The sequence below is a fragment of the Carnimonas nigrificans ATCC BAA-78 genome (assembly GCF_000526695.1).
In the GTDB taxonomy this organism is placed as follows: Bacteria; Pseudomonadota; Gammaproteobacteria; order Pseudomonadales; family Halomonadaceae; genus Carnimonas; species Carnimonas nigrificans.
In genome coordinates this window covers 1-17000 of the sequence record NZ_JAGO01000006.1, presented here as the reverse complement: position 1 = coordinate 17000, position 17000 = coordinate 1, and the positions used below count along the sequence as shown (strand labels likewise).

Here is a 17000-nt window from a genome sequence, read left to right as displayed (position 1 = left end):
CCTTTTTTAATATTGCCTTCTCTTCTTCCACTCGCCGCAGCTTGCGCTTCAGTTCCTGGATCTCACGCTGTTCCGGCGTCAGAGCCTCACCTTTCAGCGGCGCCTTGCCTGCCCGCTCAGCGCGAAGCCTGCGAACCCAATACTCCATGGTGGATTTGCCAACCCCCATGGCCTCACACGCCGCCTTCAGCGTGTAGCCCTGGTCGACCACGAGCTGGGCCGCTTCCAAGCGAAATTCCGGGCTAAACGTTCTCTTCTTCGTCATCATCTGCACCTGATTGTCTCTGTGAGCCATCATACACTCAAAGTCAGGTGGCCAGATTCACTGTGCCACTACAACCCTGCCGAAACCACTGAAACACAACACTCGCAGGAGACCCAGTCATGTGGCTGATTAAACGAGTCTATATGGATGGCACGGGTTCTGAAGAAGCCTTCTACAAGGACCTCACGCTGGATTACATCGGCCTTCATATGCCTGACCAGGCTACTGATACCGCACACGGCCTTCCCGTCAGGAAGACAACATCTGTTGTCAGCACCTATCAGCAACTGGGGAACGGTGGCGGCAAGTCCACCTACATTGCATTGCTGTTATCAATCTTTGAGCCAGGCACCAACGATTTCACCCAGTATCTGGCCAATCGCCGTCAGCCTGAATTTCACTACCACAATTATTTCTATCAGGAGCTGTCCGTCATCCTGGTAGAAATGATCAATGGCTCCGGCCAAACGCTGCTGCTGGGACACGCCCATCAGCGTCGTGGAGGTGATGTAGAGCGCATCATGTTTATCTGTGATGCGCCCGATTTGCTGGGTACTCCGTTTGACGAAGTGCCCTCCTACTCACGCGCCGAGCGTATTCCCAGACTACGTCCCCATGCCAACAGTCTGCGTAACTTTGAAGACTGGCTCAATGCCAGGGCGAATAGCGAGGATGGCATCCACTGGCGCAAAACCAATACCATCAAGGAGTGGCATGCGGCCTTGCTGGAGCAGCAGATCAATATTGATCTGATCAAAATGATGACTGTCTTCAACTCCGAAGAAGGCGGGTTGACCAGGTTCATTGACTATAAAACCGAGCACGATTTTCTCGGTGCCTTTTTCATCTGCACCATGTCCAGTGATACCACTACGCGGCTGAGAGAGCTGGTGGCGCACGAGGTCAAACGTCAGGGGGAACTGGAAGGCATTCGCCGCAACGAGTCCTTTCTCAAGGATGTACTGTCAAACTGGCAGGCATTTCTGGGGCCAGCCCGTGAGCTGGAAAACGCCCAGAGACAGCAACGGCAAATGGATGACAGCTTCCGTGAGGCAATGCGTGATCTCACTGCCTTTATCGGGGAAGCTCAAGCAGAGCAGGAAAAACTTGGCGAACAATCGCAACGTTTACAGGAAAGTATTGACCAGACTACCGCTCGCCGCGACATGCAGGGCAAGCGCAAGACGCTGCTTGAGCACGCGCTGGCACAGCTCAGGTTCAACGAACAAAAGGCCAGGGTCGATGCACTTCAACAAGAGGCTGATACCTGCCACCGTCAGCTTCAAATCACGCACGCCGCCATAGATTACAAAGCCTATGCGAAGGCGCTGAGTGCGTACCGGCAGGTAACGGAAGAGCTGAAGATTTTCCAAAGCGAAACCGAGAAACCGCTACAGATCATCTTTGAGCGTACCGCTGGCGAGGCATTGGGCGTACTGGAACGAGCGATCAGCAATCACCGCCAGCAGGAAACCGACATCAAGGCGACGTTGGCACAGCTCGATAAGGAAAGTGAAGCATTCAGACAATCCTGCGGCCAGCTTCAGAAAAAACTGGGTAACCTGGAGTCGGAAAGCAGCCAGTGCCGACAAGACAAGCGTAAAGGCAAATTACGGCTCGATGCGCTACGCGAAGAGGGAGTGATCCTGCCGGGAGAATCTCCCGCTACCGCCCAGCAGCGACTGGAATCCATTCTGCGTCATTCGGAACAGGGCGAGGCACAGGCCAGGGTCGCCGCCAATCAGACAGAGCAGGCGCTGGAAACCCATCAATTGGCGGTGAGAAAAGCATCACTGGAGCAGAGCCAGGCTCAACATGATTGCAACAACGCCGAGCAACGGCACCTGGCGGCAGTAGAGAGCGCACAGGCGTTGGCTGAACACTATCACTTACTTCCCCTCTCGGCCCGGAATGCGCTTGATCTTGAGGATACCAACTGGCACAGCACACTATGCATTTCACAGCTCAACACAGTGTTGAGCGCAGACACGCACACGCTGAACGGCCTGAAGCAACGTCTTCTGGAAGCCCGACACACACTGAATGAATTAAAGCGTACAGGCCACGAACTGGTCACCAAACAGATTCATCAGGCGCTTGAGGAATTGTATGCCGCGGGCATTGCGCGCGATAAAGTGTGGGCCTTCCCTCACTACCTCGCATCCGCCTTCAACGATGATGCGCAGCGCATTGCTACAGTCGTGGATCAAAACCCGGGCAGATATTTGAGTCTGGTGACACTGGATGACGCCACCTTCGCGCAGATCAGTGAAATTAGCGCCACCCTGCCTTGGAAAGGAGCCCCCATTGTCATTTACCAGCTGGATGAAGCCCGGGATCTCCAAGGGCTGACATCCGATTCGGCACAGGTGGTGCTTTCAAACCCTGACAAGCACGGCTATAGCAAGGCCGCCTATGCCGCACGGTTGCAGGAGCTGGAAAACAGTGTTGCTGCACAAGAAGCCAGCGTGAAGAGCGCGGAGCGTCTTCTCGAAACACTGACATCCTTCAGGGATGAGTGCCACCAGCACCATCAGCAGCATGGCAAACACTGGTCGAACCTGATTGAACAGCGCGACCAGACCCGCTCAAGACTTGCCTACGCCGATGCCGCGCTGGAGCAGGCTCACCAGCATGAACAGCAACTGCGTGACGAAAAAGCACAGGCCAGAACACGGTTTGAAAACGCGCAACAGCAGCGCCATCAGGCGGAAAAGGTACACGACAGGCTGACGCGATTTGTTGACACCGAGTGGGCGGCGCACGAAGCCGCAGTAGTCAGGCTGGCGCAACTGGCTGGGCAGATTCAGCGCAACCGGGAAGAGTTTGAGCGCCAGAGTGATGAACTGGCACAGAAAACCCGAATAACGGAGATCAAGCATACCGAAAGTACCTGCATCGGCATCCAGATCCGGGAGTGGGAGCAACTGCGCAATCATGCTCTCTATTCGGAAATAACAGCGATCGAGAGCAGCTCGGTTCGGAATCCTCAGGATGCACATGGGGCGGCGCTTAAGGCGCATGCTCAACTGCTGGAAGCAGCCCAGAGTGATCTGGTAACTCAACTCAAGCAGCAGCGTAATGATGCAGAGCAGACACAGCATGAAACGCTTGCCCGGCTATCGGCGCATTCGGTGTATCCGGCCTATTCCCACGACATCAAAACGGCAGCCATCAGTGATCTGTCGTTAATCAATGATCGCATTGCACAGTTAGAGACACAGAAACAGCGACTCACGGACCTTCAGATTAAAGAGCAGGCCCGCCTGGCACATATGTCCGATCACTGCGGAAAAACCCGCGCGGCATTGGATGAAGAATTTGTGTGGGAAGATCAGCCGACCGACATAGAGGCGATCCAGAATAACCTTTCCTCCATCAGCGACGATCTCCATGCCATCAGGCAGCAGCTCGCTGCTTTGCAGGAGCAGCGAACACTCCAGTCAGACCGCAGCGATGCTGTGAAAGAACGGCTGCAAACTGCACGCATGGCCCAGGTCGGGATTCAACCCATTACCCCCTCCTCGGCGGCAGGCTTGCCCATAAAGATTCTGAATATTGATGAATACGCTGAAACATTAACCACCCAGTGCCAAACATACGCACATCTGCAAGCAACACTGAAGCAGCACGATACGCGTGTCGCCACCGTCTGGGGGCGTTTCCGCCAGCGGATTGAAGAAGAATCGGCCAAGGCCCCGGAGGTGAGTGCCAACCGGCTACACCTGCGACAACTGAACGCCATCGCCACCTATCATGAGGTGCTGGGCGACCTTGAAAAGATCGACATAGGCATCACGGAGGTGTTTAAAGCAGTGCAGGGCACTCTCGAACAATTCAAGCTGTCGATTGATCTGACCGTTACCCACCTGACCACTCACCTGGAAAAAGCGCTTAAGTTGCTCAGACGTACCAAATCCGTGAGGATTCCGGATGACTGCCCTGTGCTGCCTGGTCGTCCCATTGTCAAAATGACGGAGCGGCTTAATGAGATCACCGTGGATCTCAAGGGGGTTGCCAGCACCTGTTTACAGCACTGGATCGCCAAGGGCCAGATTCCCTACGCGCCCAACCGGGACACTCTAACGGCTGATCTTGTTCAGTCGGTATTTGGCGAAGGAGCGCTGGATGTACGCCTGTTGAAGACGAACGCCAATCGTCCCAAATGGACTCATATCACTCGATTGGAGGGTTCTGGAGGGCAGAAGCTCACCGCAGCTTTCCTGCTGTATGTGACGGTCGGCAAGATACGAGAGTACGACACAGGTATTCCAGGTGCGGGCTTCCTGCTGGCCGACAATCCGCTGGGCACCTCAAATGCCAACGACCTGATACGACTTCAGACTCAGATGGCCAAAGCCTATAACATCCAGCTCATCTACCTGACAGGTATTTCGGACGCAAATGCCGAGTCGATGTTTGACAACCACCTTTTCCTGAACAAGGCGAAGAATTCGGGGCTACGTGACCAAATCCTCCTTGATAACGAACGCCATACCCTGTGGGCTGCCTCCCTGGTCGCTAATCCGGCCTCTGAGTTAAACGTGCAGGTAGATAAAGCATGAGCAACGTAACCACCTGGCTATTCCGGCTGGAGTCAACCGCCAGCAAACACTGCCTTTCTTTCGGCAAGGCAAGCCGCACTGTAGAGGCCCGAGCGGTATTGAATGAGGTCATACAAGCACACCATCAGGAAGCCTTGAGCCATGATGCTCCCAGCCTGCTGAGTCAGGCGATTGTGCAACTGCTCAAGGGCCATTGGCGTGCCCAGCCCAAAAATGAGGCGCGCTGGCAACCCCACTGGCGCGGCCTGCGTCTGCCAGACCATTTTATTTTCGAAGGTAGCACTACCCCCCCGGCAAGCATGGCACCGGACATTGCCTGGCACCCCTGGCTGGCTTCACGCATTACCGGCCCTCTCACACTACCGGTCAGGAAACGTTTACAGCAGCTCAATACCTATCTGTTTCACCAAACCGTGAGCGACAAGCCGCTTTTTCCTGACACGCTTGGTCATCGCGAGCGATCACTACAGGTGTTTGGTGATGAAAAAGCGCTAGAGTCCATGCCTTCCACGGGCTGGCGGCATGTCGCATTGACCCTGGCTGACCTGAATGCTGTACGTCAGGCACCACCCTTGCCATATGAATCGTCAGGGTATCCCGATCGCCCTGCCATCATTGTTGAAAACTCTGATGTGTATTACCGGTTGTGCCACATCAACCGCGTTCAGGCACGCTGGTCACTGGTTATCTACGGCTCTGGCAACAAGGTATCAGGACAAGCCGAGCGCGTATCGCAACTGCTTGAAGCAGAGCAGATAACGCAACTGCACTATTTTGGCGATCTTGATATAGCGGGCCTGAAAATTGCCCACCAACTGCGCTGCAAGATGCTCGGTGACTACGGGATCAGCCTGCAACTGGACACCCAACTTTATAAGCGGCTAATTCTCAATCATCTGGTCACCCATGAAGTAAATGCCAACAATGAAAAGTTTGATATCGAGCCTCTCTGCGACTGGGTACCAGACTTTGTTATACAGAAGATGAAAGCGCTGCTAACCACTCATCAGCGGCTCCCCCAGGAAGGCGTAACGTCCCTTGAGAGGCTGCGGCGAACAGACCATAACGTGCCAGAAAACGGCCATGGCTCTTGTGAACTCGCGCTCTTTTGTAAGAAGAGTCTAAATCAGAGCAAGGCTTCCTCGCCGCTCAAGCTGCGTACACCCAGTGCACTCTTCGACAATGTGTCTTCACAGCGCTTATATGGAATCAGGCGAGTGATAGCCAAATAGCGTATCGGAAAACATCAGTAAAAATAACGGCCAGCTGCGACAGCGGGCTTAAACGTGGTCCTGCAAGGTAGAGCACCTGCCTCATAACGAAAAAAACCCCATGGCCTGAGCCACGGGGTTTTGCCGAGGTACTAGTTGCTATCAGCCAGTACGACGGTTGTTACCACCTTCATTGCGGCGATCAGAGCGCTGAGAGTCCTCGCTGATTTCGAGCGAGCGCCCTGCTACTCGTGCCCGAGCCATCTTGCCCAGAATGCTGGCCGGCAGGCTATTGGGCAGTTCGACCAGGCTGTGGGACTGGCGAATGTCGATCCGACCAATGCGCGCACCTTCGATGCCGCCTTCATTGGCAAGAGCACCTACCAGCTGGCCAGGCTTGACGCCATCACGATGACCAACGGCCACGCGATAACGTGTCATGCCTTCACGAGGGGCACTGTCACGGTTGCGGCGCGGAGGACGCGAATCGCGACGATCATTGCCGCCTTCACGACGATCACGCGGCGAGCTGCTGCGAATAGCGTGAATCGGCGCTTCATCAGCGCGAGCCAGCTGCGCAAACACCACGGCAAGATCAGCAGCGTCGTACCCTTCGGCGAGCAGCGCTTCAACCAGTTGACGCTGACGAGTATCAGGATCAACCAGTGCCGCTTCGGCGCGCTGTTTAAACCGCGCATCGCGATGAGCACGCACCGCCTGCTCGTCGGGGAGAGGCATGGTGTCGATCGGCTGACCAGTCGCACGCTCAAGCCATTGCACCTTGCGCATCTCACGGCCAGTGACAAACGTAATCGCAGTCCCTTCGCGTCCAGCGCGGCCGGTACGGCCAATACGGTGCACGTAGGCTTCGGTATCGTGAGGCAGATCGAAGTTGATGACGTGAGTAATACGTGGAACGTCCAGACCACGCGCCGCAACATCGGTAGCTACTACCACATCGACCTTGCCGCGCTTGAGGCGAGCCACGGTACGCTCACGCAGGCTCTGGTCAAGGTCACCGGAGAGCGCTGCTGCGGATACACCGCGCGCCGTCAGCTGCTCCACTACGGTTGTACACGCCGCACGGGTACGCACGAAGACGATAGCGGCATCGACGCTTTCTACTTCGATAATGCGCGACAGCGCTTCAAGCTTGGAGTTGCCTTCTACCCGGCACATCTTCTGCTTGATGGTTGTGGTGACCGCTTTGGTTTCGATCTGTACCTTGACAGGATCAACCAGATAGCGGTTCACGATTTTCTCGATCTCACGCGGCAGTGTTGCAGAGAAGAACACGCGCTGGGTGGACTCGGGCGTATCACGCAGAACGCGCTCTACGTCATCAATAAAGCCCATGCGCAGCATCTCATCGGCTTCATCGAGTACCAGGGCCTGCAACTCTTCCAGCTTCAGTGAACCACGCTCAAGGTGGTCAATGATACGTCCCGGAGTACCTACAACGATTTGCGCACCACCGCGCAATCCACGCAGCTGATCGCGATACTCCTGACCACCGGTTACCGTGAGCACCTGGAGATTACCGAGGTGCTTACCATAACGCTCAAAGTTAACCGCTACCTGTTGGGCAAGCTCGCGGGTAGGTGCCATCACCAATACCTGAGTCTTGCGCTCTTCAGGATTGATGCGGGTTAAAAGAGGCAGTGCAAAAGCGGCAGTTTTACCGGTACCTGTTTGCGCCTGACCCAGCAGATCGCGGCCTTCCAGCAGCGATGGAATGGTTTGTGCCTGAATCGGAGAAGGCGTTTCGTAGCCAAGCTCATCCAGTGCTTTCAAAAGAGACGGCAGCAGTTCGAGTTCAGAGAAGCTGTCGATTTGGGTATTCGAGGAGACGTCGGAATTCGAGGTCATTTCACACCTTGAGTAGGCTGTGCGATCTGCGCGGTCACCCTTCCCAGGTGACAAGGCAAAATAAACCGCAGCATTCACAGCGGGGGGAAAGAGGTTGCAAATGCCGCTTAAGGGATTTGCAACAGGTCGCACCTGGCATAGACCCTGCCAAAAACAGGTTCGATACACACACCTGCGGCGACCATCAAGCGAGGCAGGCGCGGAATCTGCACGCCGTTCGCATCCATCTAGTTTGCCGACAGTGCATGTCAGCGCAATAAAGCTGACGACACTATCAACCTGCCGGGCCGTTTGAGCACCGTCAACATGACTGCTCGCTATTTACGGAGAGAAAAATTCCGTTGGGAACGAACGCAATGGCCGGGATGGAAAGGTCTTCACATGTGAGGAGCGCGTATTCTAGCAATGAATGGTTTACCATGCACGCTTTAATATCAGCCAAGGCAAAACATCATGGCCGCTATCTGGATCGACGCCGACGCCTGCCCCAGGGCTATTCGCGAGATTATTGTGAAGGGCGCGACACGCACCCATACTGCCGCGACCTTCGTTGCCAATCATGCGCTTCCCATTCAGCGCTCGGTCACTGTCTCGGTACTTTGTGTTCCTCAGGGGGCTGACGCGGCAGACAGGCTGATTGTCGAGCGCGCCAATGCAGGCGATCTGGTCATTACGGCCGACTTGCCCCTGGCCCATGACGCTATCGAGAAAGGTGCGCTGGTCATTACACCGCGCGGCGAACCGCTTGATCGTGACAACATCAAAGCCCGCCTTGGCATGCGCGACTTTTTCGAGACCCTGCGCGCCAGCGGGGAGCATACCGGTGGTCAGAAAACGCTGGGCGAGCGCGATATTCGTGACTTTGCCAACGCTTTTGACCGCCTGCTTACACGTATTTCGAGATAAATACCGCTCACTTAGGGGAAAATGGCATTACGTCGTGTTTTGCTCAATCCCCCACCTGCGCAGATACTAGCGAACTCGTCCGCGCCAGCAGCGCTAGCAAGCAACGCTAACAGAGAGAAAGCGCCAGCCAGTGCTCACTCAAGCAATGGACTGATGAATTGCAGTCTAGGGCCGTCATCCCGTCGTATCGTGCTGTGCGGTTTGATGATCGAGAGCTTCCACAGTTTTGCCTTAATCCCGGAAAAGCACCAACCGCAGAGACGGCTACGCCAGATAAGGGCCTGATAGCGCATTATCTCCCCTCTTCAGCGCAAGAAATGCCACCCCCTATAGGGTTTCACTATCTCTAGGGGAAGGCTATTAACCTCACGCAATTTCTCACTGTGCCATTCACCGCTTCGCCCCAGCTGCGCCCTAGCCTGACGCGGTGCGTTCCGCTATCATCCCAACGGGATTTTTTACGTTTTCTCGTTCTTTTCGGTAGTTATTTATATGTCACCCAGGTTTTCTTTTTTACCTCGTAAACAGGCGCTGCTTATTATCCCTGTAACGACGATGGTCGCCGTGCTCGGCGTCCATCAACTTACCCTGTCAAAACAGGACAACAGCACTGATCACCTTTCCATCGAAGATTCCATCAAGCAGCTAATACCCGACAGCCATGCCGACACCGTAGCCAATACTCCGGCTGGCAGCACGGTCAATGCAGCCAGTGCCCTGGCACTTGTCAACGCGTTAGAAGGCAAGGCTACCGCAGCAGCCCCCGGTTTTGATCGAGAGGCACTGATTGCATCCGTGCAGAGCGTGTCCCATGTACCTGTTGATCAGGACGACAGCGCTACTGACGCCGATTTTGAAGAACCTCAATATGACGCACGTCAGGACAGCCACCCAGCCCTGGCGGATGAAATTGATGCCAAGGGCAATAGTGCCGATGACTGGCGTGTCTATACCGTACAGCCCGGCGACTCCTTCACCGGCATTGTCAGTGCCAACCTTGGAATGGGCTATTCGGAAGTCATGCGCCTGCTGAAGTCGGCGCCCGATGCGAAAACCCGCTCCATGATGACCAACATCCACGATGGTTCTACCATTTCCTATCGCTTGAACGACAATGGCGATCTGGTTGGGCTTCGGATCATGAACTCCCCCGTCAAAGGGGTTGAGCTTACGCGAAGCGAGTCAAACAGCGCTTTTGCATTCGACAATGTAAGCGGCAAGGTGGAAAAAACCGAGCGTCTTTTCGCAGGGACGGTCAACGGTAATTTCGGCGGATCAGCACAGGCCACAGGACTTTCCAGCTCAGAAGTCGCTGAGCTGACCAGGGTATTGGCCAAGAAAATGAACTTCCACCGCCAAACCCGTGATGGCGACCACTTCCAGGTACTGGTGCAGTCCGATGTTGTGGAAGGCGTGCCGGTCAGCTCTCGCCTGATGGCTGCGCAGTATGAAGGTGCTAATGCGAACCTTAAAATCGTGCGCTACAACGACAGCTTCTATACGCCGGACGGGAAAAGCCTTGATCCTTCGTTCAAACGCTATCCATTCAGCGGCAGCTATCGAATCAGCTCTCCCTTCAATTTGCATCGTCACCACCCGGTCACCGGACGCATTGCACCGCACCACGGCACTGACTTTGCCATGCCCACCGGCACTGTAGTAAGTGCGCCTTCAGCCGGACGTGTCGTGCAGGTCGGTTATAACCGTTTCGCTGGCAAGATGGTTGTGATTGACCACGGTAACGGCCTGAAAACCCGCTATCTTCACCTCTCCCGCCCACTGGTCAAGACAGGCCAACAGATTAGCGCAGGGCAGCGTATCGCACTTTCCGGCAGTACAGGGCGCGTCACTGGCCCTCACTTGCACTACGAAATCATGGTCGATAACCGCCCGGTCAACCCGATGCGTATCAAGCTGCCGGAAGGTGGCACTCTGTCAAAAGCGCAGCTGGCGGCGTTCCGACACACCAGTCAGGGTATGCTAGCCAAACTGAATGATGCGCGTCATGGCGAAGCCTATGCCAGCGCCAAGCCAGCGAAACCTTCGCGAGGCGATGATAGCTAGTTGAAAGAAGCGTGTGGCGGAAGCTGGCAAGCCCCGCCACATAGTGGGAATGTTCTCCCCTCCTACGATCAAAAAACCCCAGCCAAATGGCTGGGGTTTTTGGTGTCACGGTAGTTGATGACTACCGGTGAAACGGCGATTAGCGACGTTTCAGTACCACTGCGTCATTGCCTTGAGCGGTAGACTGGTCAGGCTTCAACAGCTGGAGATCGCCGTTGTCCAGAGGACGCAGGTTGTAGATGGTGTTGCCATCAGCACCTTTCAGGACATATACGGTAGGCAGGCTTTGCGGGCCTGCATTTGTCTGAACCTGGAGGTTACCCTTGGTTTCAAGAACCTTGTCGCTTTTTCCTTCACGAACGCTACGAAGATTGAACGAGCCGGAGATATCATTGTCGTTGGTAATCTTCAGGTCAGTGCGAATACCTGCGCAATCTACGCAAGGCAGCACGCCCTGGTAGTTACCAGCCGCTTTACCGTACTGGGACTGCGGGGCACTGGAACATCCAGCAAGAGCAGTGAGAGCTGCTACAGCACTTACACCAGCCAACAGTTTGAGTCGCATCAGTAATCTCCTTTAATCGAGCCTGGTTCACAAGACTCATTGTTGATGCTAAAACGATATATCGCAAGCATCATTTATGTTCCAAAGCGAGGATCAGTATCGCTTATTAGGAAAAAGAGTCAAGCGCACCAACAGCGGCCCTACACAACTCTGGTGATGGCAGGCCACCCAGTAGCGATGATTACTTATTTTAATTATTACCTAAGCAACACACGGAGGGATTCATGCTTACTACCACCCTGCTCTGGGTAGCCATCATCGTCACGCTACTCGCTTTTATTGGGCGCCATCTCAATATTCATCCATTTTTCATGCGAGTCATTATGCTGGCAGGATTGGGGACCGCCATCGGGTGTTTAATCATTATTGGTGGCTGGGCTTGGCTAGGCGTTTTAGTGGCGGCCCTCCTGTGCTGCGCTATTATTTGGGCGTCCGAAGACGATACGGCAAAATCTACTTCTGACGTGGCAAATCAGCATACTGTTCGTTCGCTGCGGCCGCTTCCCCGACATGCCACTATAAAAGGCACGACACTATCAGCGAAACATTCAACGTCGGCACCACGCACCAAGCGAGAGCAGCGCTCCAGTGGGAAGTGAGCCAGCGCCTTCTCGTGGGGGACATCCAGGAAAAGATTGCCAATGAAGGGTAGGCACGAGCATGCTCGTGCCGTCTCTCGGCAGTGACAAAACAACATTTTATTACAATCAAAACGACCCGAAACATGGGCAGCACTTTTTATAATAAAAAAACAAATAACCAAATTGACAACGGGGCGTAATACAGTAGACTCACCGGGCGTGGTAGTGAGCGGCGCCATGGAGGGAGCCGTACCTGGCTCACGGATGAGCACATTATCACGCCCTTTACCACCTTTTTATGCCGCCCAGGGATTTCCCAACCGCATTCCCCCCTTGTTAGCCAGTGCCTCTGGAGAACTTCCACTACTTTTAGTGCCTCTCATTGCATGCTTTGGTACTCGAATAGGCCCACCCCACTCTCACCTCGCTATTCGCATCGTTACTCAATCCCATCACATATGAACAAAAAGACACCGTTTTAAATCAATATGGCGGTCTCTAATCAACAATGAATTGTGCGTTAATCCAAGGAGAACTGAAGCGAACCATATTCCTTCGTTTAGTGGCTCGGGCTGACTTCCAGGCAACTAATGAGTGCCGGGCCTGCCATTCTGTAGAGGCATAAATAGTAGAGAGCTACCGATGAACCGTTTTATTCACGCACTGCTGAGCTTGACTACTACCCTCCCATCAGTCGATTGAGGAGGCATATTGAAGTCATTGTCTGCATTGGGAATGCACGTTGAGATGAAGCTGAGGAAGAATGTTTTGCCAGCAGAATCAGGGAACCAATTCAGATAACCGGCGCCCAATAAGGAGAGGTATGATTGGTGGGCCCAGCAGGACTTGAACCTGCGACCAATCGATTATGAGTCGACTGCTCTGACCAACTGAGCTATAGGCCCGATCACAATTTGCGTATGATAACTAAAGCATTTTCAATGAGCTACCTATTTTTACAAGGAAGTCCAATGTCGAAGTCTATCCGTTTCATGCCGCTGGTGATTGCCGGGGCTGCATTGCTATTCAGTACCGCCAGCAGTGCTGCGTGGAAATTCGATCCTGACCAGAGCCGCGTGAGCGCTACCTTTATTGATCAACGCTCTTCCGGCAATGTGGAATCTGTCTATCATATCAATCGTCTTGCCGGCACCATTGATGATGAGGGCCACTTGAACCTGCCCCTGGAATTGTCACAGCTGGATCTGCTTCAGCAGGTACCTGCCTGGCTGACAGGTATGCTGGGCGACCCGAAGGCAACCATTACCGGCGACATTGATCCCAGTTGGTTCAATATTGATGTAGGCTCATCAATTACGCGCGATGTGAAGCTCACGGTCACCAGCAAACACCACTCAAGCTCTGATACCGTGCCACTGAAAATGACGCGCAGCAGTGAGAACGCCTATCAAATCGAGACGGCTAAAGCGCTGTCGCTTCGCACCAGTGATTTGCTGAAGCAGCAGTACGCCCAGCCTATTCTCCAGACAGTTGGCTTCCAGAATCTGGCCGATCATATTCCACTCGATTTTGAAGCTACCGTAAACGAAGAAAAGTAGCTTCGGCAGCACGAGAGAGGCCACTTGTCTTGCAGTGTATCAATGCGTAATGCGACACTATTGCCGCTTCCCATTAGCATTGAGCACTGCGCCCCACCTGGTGGGTATCGCATAACGCCATTCAGGACTTTCGCATGATCAAGTGGATTATTGTCATCGTGGTACTGGGGTATATCGCCGCCAGTATTCTCTACGTGCATAACCGTGGCCGGATTCGCCATCGCTTTACTCGCCAGCTTTCCGACCACTCCAGTTTCCTGGCACCTATCAACATGATCATGTATCTGTTTTCCCGGATACCTGATCGCCCCTTCCACCCTGCCAGTGAGTTTCCAGAGCTTGAGGAAGTGACTCGACGCTGGGAAGAAATTCGCGCAGAGGCGGAGGCACTTGAGAACCATATTAAAGGCTCCGACAAGAAGGATGATGCGGGGTTCAATTCGTTCTTTCGCCGTGGATGGAAGCGCTTTTATCTGAAGTGGTACGACGAAGCGCACCCTTCCGCCAAGGAGCTTTGCCCGGTCACTACCGAGATCGTCAGCAGGATTCCCTCTATCAAGGCAGCCATGTTTACTGAGCTGCCCGTGGGCAGCAAACTGATGAAACACCGTGACCCTTATGCTGGCTCTATCCGCTACCATTTGGGCTTACGCACGCCCAATGATGACCGGTGCTTTATCAATGTCGATGGCATGCCCTATAGCTGGCGCGATGGTGAAGCGGTATTCTTCGATGAAACCTATATCCATTGGGCAGAAAACAAGGCAGAAAGCGATCGTTTGATCTTTTTCTGTGATGTGGAACGCCCGATGAAGTACCGCTGGGCGGCTGCTTTCAATCGCTGGTTCAGCAATACGGTAATGAAAGCCGCTGCATCGCCAAACGACGATAACGATCGCACGGGCGGAATCAATCGCGCGTTCAAATACCTATATAAAATTCGCGGCAAAGGTAAAGAGCTCAAGAAGTTTAATCAGCCGCTGTACCAGTTGGTGAAATGGGTCATCTTCCTTATCCCGCTGGCACTCTTTATCTTCATTATCTGGCTTATTTAAGCATGCAGCCGCTAGCGGCCCTCTCGCCTTCCGCTCTGGATGGCGAGAGTTTTATTTCCCCTCTTCCCACGTCACTTCTCAACGCACTTTCCCGCCAGTTGATCGGTGATCTACCGTTAACCCTTGGCATCACCCGCTTTTCGCACAGCTTATTCAAAACAACTGATTTTGAACGCCATAACGTTCCCTTGCCCGATAACTTTGGTAAAGCGGTCGCTAAACGTCAGGCAGAATATTTGGCAGCACGTATCTGTGCCAAAACTGCGCTTCAGCAATATCAGGTCACTGAGTCTCCATGGGTAGTAGCGGGCGAACGGTGCCCCTATTGGCCCCAAGGGTGGAGAGGATCGCTGACCCATAGTGACGGCATCGCTGCTGCCATTATTGCGCGTTGCCACAACATATCAGCAGTGGGTATCGACATTGAGGGATGGATTGATGAGCAGCGCGCAGAGCGTTTGGCATCTGCCATTCTAAGAGAAGAAGAGCTGGTTTATTGGCGATCGCTTGAAAGCTCGAAGAGTCGCGCCAGGTGGCTCACACGGATATTTTCCGCCAAGGAGAGCCTCTATAAAGCGTTATATCCTTTAGCTAGGAAGGCATTCTACTTTCATGATGCCAGTGCCATATACGACGAAGCGCATCCCGAGCATTTGATGATGCGCCTGGAAATTGATTTGTCAGCGGAGCTGCCGCAAGGTTTTGTTTGCCACGCCCGCACATTAGCGCTGGGAGCCGAAGTAGTGACGCTGGTGGCACTCTCTACAGACGATGCCTGATAGTATCTTGGACAGGCAATAAAAAAGGGGCCGAAGCCCCTTTTTGTTATCCTGCACATCAATTAGCGACGATCTCCAAAGATGCGCAACAGCATAATGAAAAGGTTAATGAAGTCCAGATAAAGTGTGAGCGCGCCAACAATAGTGGCGTTATGACGACTGATTCCAACGTTGTTGGCAGAAGTCTCTCCTGCAATCGCCAGCTCTTTGATTTTTTGCGTGTCATAAGCGGTGAGGCCGGTAAAGACAATGACGCCAATAAAGCTAACCGCCCACATCAGCGCTTCTGACCGCAACCAAATGTTCACTAGGGAAGCGATGACAACACCGATCAGTCCCATGAACAAAAAGCTTCCCCAGCTACTCAGATCTTTTTTGGTGGTCATGCCGTAGATACTCATGGCCCCGAACATTCCAGCGCTGATAGCAAATACGCTCGCGATCGAAGACATGGTATACACCAGAAAGATACTGGAGAACGTAATGCCAGTAACAGCGCAATAAACTACAAACATGGCCGTAGCAGCTGGTGCAGACAGCTTATGCGCCATACCAGAAAGGACGAAGACAAGCCCTAACTGGAGCACTACCAGTACGAGGATACCGCCAGTACTGCCTAGCATTGCGGCAACCAATTGCGGGTTTTGCGCCAGCCAAAAGGCAACGATTGCGGTAATTGCCAGGCCACCACACATCCAGGCATATACATGAGTCATAAAGCCTTGGATGGCAGAGGACTGTTGGTTACTCAGCGTTTGGGAAGAATCAAACCTGGGCATCTAAGCTACTCCTGTTGGATTTTACTGGGGGCAGGATACCATATTGAGCCAATAACAATATTAGGCAGTTGTTAAGCTCTCTATTCTCGATAGAGCAGCGGCAGGTGTTAGGTTCCCATTTTTGGCTATCAGGGCAACAGCTGCCAGTATGTTAATAGGATCGTCCATATACATGAGAAGTTCCCATCGAAACAGGGCGATAGGTGCACATGGCAATACGAGAAGGTGTCATGGGGAGAAGCAAGCACCGTTATTAGGCAGTATTCTCTTATAGATGTGCGAAGCTCTGTAGAATTTAGATGTTGCTTGCGCGGTCTATAGACTGCAAATTCACCACTCTCCGTAGCCGTAGCCTCCTTCCTTCCGACTCCCTTAAGTCCACCGCGTTTTCGCTATCAGCAATCAACCGCGCCCCCTTCCCCTCTTTTCTTCCACGCAAGAAAAAACCCCGACCAGCGATGCTGATCGGGGTTTTAAAATAAATGCCTGACGATGACCTACTCTCACATGGGGAATCCCCACACTACCATCGGCGCTAAGCGGTTTCACTTCTGAGTTCGGCATGGGATCAGGTGGTGCCCGCTTGCTAAGGTCGTCAGGCAAAACTGGTGTCGTTACCCACAGACAGAGACTGTCATTCCCTTACAGGGTTGCGGCCAACAACGAATTCGGTAAATCATGCTGAGCGAGAAACGTCTCACCGTATCCGGTGTCTGTCGCTTTCATCGGCTTAACCTAACCACTTGGGGTTATATGGTCAAGCCTCACGGACCATTAGTACACGTTAGCTTAACGCCTTGCA

The 17000-nt window shown here is 53.5% G+C and carries 12 protein-coding genes, 1 tRNA gene and 1 rRNA gene; 8 read left to right on the top strand and 6 right to left on the bottom strand.

Annotated features, from left to right (window positions below):
• On the bottom strand, positions 1–265 hold a 265-nt coding region (locus L881_RS0101195), incomplete at its 3' end, for an IS3 family transposase (RefSeq protein ID WP_025731905.1).
• 119 nt (positions 266–384) lie between these two features.
• Here L881_RS0101195 and L881_RS0101190 point away from each other — a divergent pair.
• Complete coding sequence (locus L881_RS0101190) at positions 385–4830, top strand: coiled-coil domain-containing protein (protein ID WP_025731904.1); 4446 nt, start codon at positions 385–387, stop codon at positions 4828–4830.
• Positions 4827–6062 carry a Wadjet anti-phage system protein JetD domain-containing protein gene (locus tag L881_RS0101185; RefSeq protein WP_025731903.1) on the top strand — a complete coding sequence of 412 codons (1236 nt, stop codon included), beginning with the start codon at positions 4827–4829 and terminating at the stop codon, positions 6060–6062. Before L881_RS0101190 ends, L881_RS0101185 begins: the two co-directional genes overlap by 4 nt.
• A gap of 141 nt (positions 6063–6203) precedes the next feature.
• On the opposite strand, the gene L881_RS0101180 is transcribed toward L881_RS0101185, so the two are convergent.
• The gene (locus tag L881_RS0101180; protein ID WP_025731902.1) at positions 6204–7910 is read right to left on the bottom strand and encodes a DEAD/DEAH box helicase; all 1707 of its coding nucleotides are present in this window, start codon (positions 7908–7910) and stop codon (positions 6204–6206) included.
• Between the two features lie 453 nt (positions 7911–8363).
• Between L881_RS0101180 and L881_RS0101175 the strand changes: the two genes are divergently transcribed.
• Positions 8364–8816, top strand: coding sequence for a YaiI/YqxD family protein (locus tag L881_RS0101175; protein WP_025731900.1), 453 nt, complete (start codon positions 8364–8366; stop codon positions 8814–8816).
• A 555-nt stretch (positions 8817–9371) separates the two neighbouring features.
• Positions 9372–10880, top strand: a complete 1509-nt coding sequence (locus L881_RS0101170) for a peptidoglycan DD-metalloendopeptidase family protein (protein WP_025731899.1) — start codon at positions 9372–9374, stop codon at positions 10878–10880.
• A 139-nt stretch (positions 10881–11019) separates the two neighbouring features.
• Here L881_RS0101170 and L881_RS13305 read toward each other — a convergent pair whose 3' ends face one another.
• Entirely contained in the window at positions 11020–11445 is a 426-nt protein-coding gene (locus L881_RS13305; RefSeq protein ID WP_025731898.1) for a copper resistance protein NlpE N-terminal domain-containing protein, read from the bottom strand.
• Positions 11446–11669: 224 nt separating this feature from the next.
• Between L881_RS13305 and L881_RS0101160 the strand changes: the two genes are divergently transcribed.
• Positions 11670–12044: a hypothetical protein gene (locus L881_RS0101160; RefSeq protein WP_025731897.1), complete on the top strand. Its 375-nt coding sequence runs from the start codon at positions 11670–11672 to the stop codon at positions 12042–12044.
• Positions 12045–12854: 810 nt separating this feature from the next.
• Here the strand turns inward: L881_RS0101160 and L881_RS0101155 are convergent.
• Positions 12855–12931: transfer RNA gene (locus L881_RS0101155), tRNA-Ile, on the bottom strand.
• A 66-nt stretch (positions 12932–12997) separates the two neighbouring features.
• Between L881_RS0101155 and L881_RS0101150 the strand changes: the two genes are divergently transcribed.
• The 3 genes from L881_RS0101150 to L881_RS0101140 all read left to right on the top strand — a co-directional run bounded on the left by L881_RS0101150 (position 12998) and on the right by L881_RS0101140 (position 15419).
• Positions 12998–13585 (top strand): hypothetical protein, encoded by a 588-nt coding sequence (locus tag L881_RS0101150; protein WP_025731896.1) that lies wholly within the window; start codon positions 12998–13000, stop codon positions 13583–13585.
• Between the two features lie 134 nt (positions 13586–13719).
• Positions 13720–14640, top strand: a complete 921-nt coding sequence (lpxO, locus tag L881_RS0101145; RefSeq protein ID WP_051464757.1) for a lipid A hydroxylase LpxO — start codon at positions 13720–13722, stop codon at positions 14638–14640.
• A gap of 98 nt (positions 14641–14738) precedes the next feature.
• A complete protein-coding gene (locus L881_RS0101140) occupies positions 14739–15419 on the top strand; it encodes a 4'-phosphopantetheinyl transferase family protein (RefSeq protein ID WP_034578121.1) in 681 nt (226 codons plus the stop codon).
• Between the two features lie 62 nt (positions 15420–15481).
• On the opposite strand, the gene L881_RS0101135 is transcribed toward L881_RS0101140, so the two are convergent.
• Positions 15482–16198, bottom strand: coding sequence for a Bax inhibitor-1/YccA family protein (locus L881_RS0101135; protein ID WP_025731893.1), 717 nt, complete (start codon positions 16196–16198; stop codon positions 15482–15484).
• A 484-nt stretch (positions 16199–16682) separates the two neighbouring features.
• A 5S ribosomal RNA gene (rrf, locus tag L881_RS0101130) occupies positions 16683–16798 on the bottom strand.
• Positions 16799–17000 lie beyond the last annotated feature (202 nt).

Bases quoted from the DNA above. Each gene is read 5' to 3' on its own strand.
- L881_RS0101185 (WP_025731903.1), top strand. From the start codon at position 4,827: ATGAGCAACGTAACCACCTGGCTATTCCGGCTGGAGTCAACCGCCAGC.
- L881_RS0101180 (WP_025731902.1), bottom strand. From the start codon at position 7,910: ATGACCTCGAATTCCGACGTCTCCTCGAATACCCAAATCGACAGCTTC.
- L881_RS0101160 (WP_025731897.1), top strand. From the start codon at position 11,670: ATGCTTACTACCACCCTGCTCTGGGTAGCCATCATCGTCACGCTACTC.
- L881_RS0101175 (WP_025731900.1), top strand. From the start codon at position 8,364: ATGGCCGCTATCTGGATCGACGCCGACGCCTGCCCCAGGGCTATTCGC.
- lpxO (WP_051464757.1), top strand. From the start codon at position 13,720: ATGATCAAGTGGATTATTGTCATCGTGGTACTGGGGTATATCGCCGCC.
- L881_RS0101135 (WP_025731893.1), bottom strand. From the start codon at position 16,198: ATGCCCAGGTTTGATTCTTCCCAAACGCTGAGTAACCAACAGTCCTCT.
- L881_RS0101170 (WP_025731899.1), top strand. From the start codon at position 9,372: ATGGTCGCCGTGCTCGGCGTCCATCAACTTACCCTGTCAAAACAGGAC.
- L881_RS0101150 (WP_025731896.1), top strand. From the start codon at position 12,998: ATGTCGAAGTCTATCCGTTTCATGCCGCTGGTGATTGCCGGGGCTGCA.
- L881_RS0101190 (WP_025731904.1), top strand. From the start codon at position 385: ATGTGGCTGATTAAACGAGTCTATATGGATGGCACGGGTTCTGAAGAA.
- L881_RS13305 (WP_025731898.1), bottom strand. From the start codon at position 11,445: ATGCGACTCAAACTGTTGGCTGGTGTAAGTGCTGTAGCAGCTCTCACT.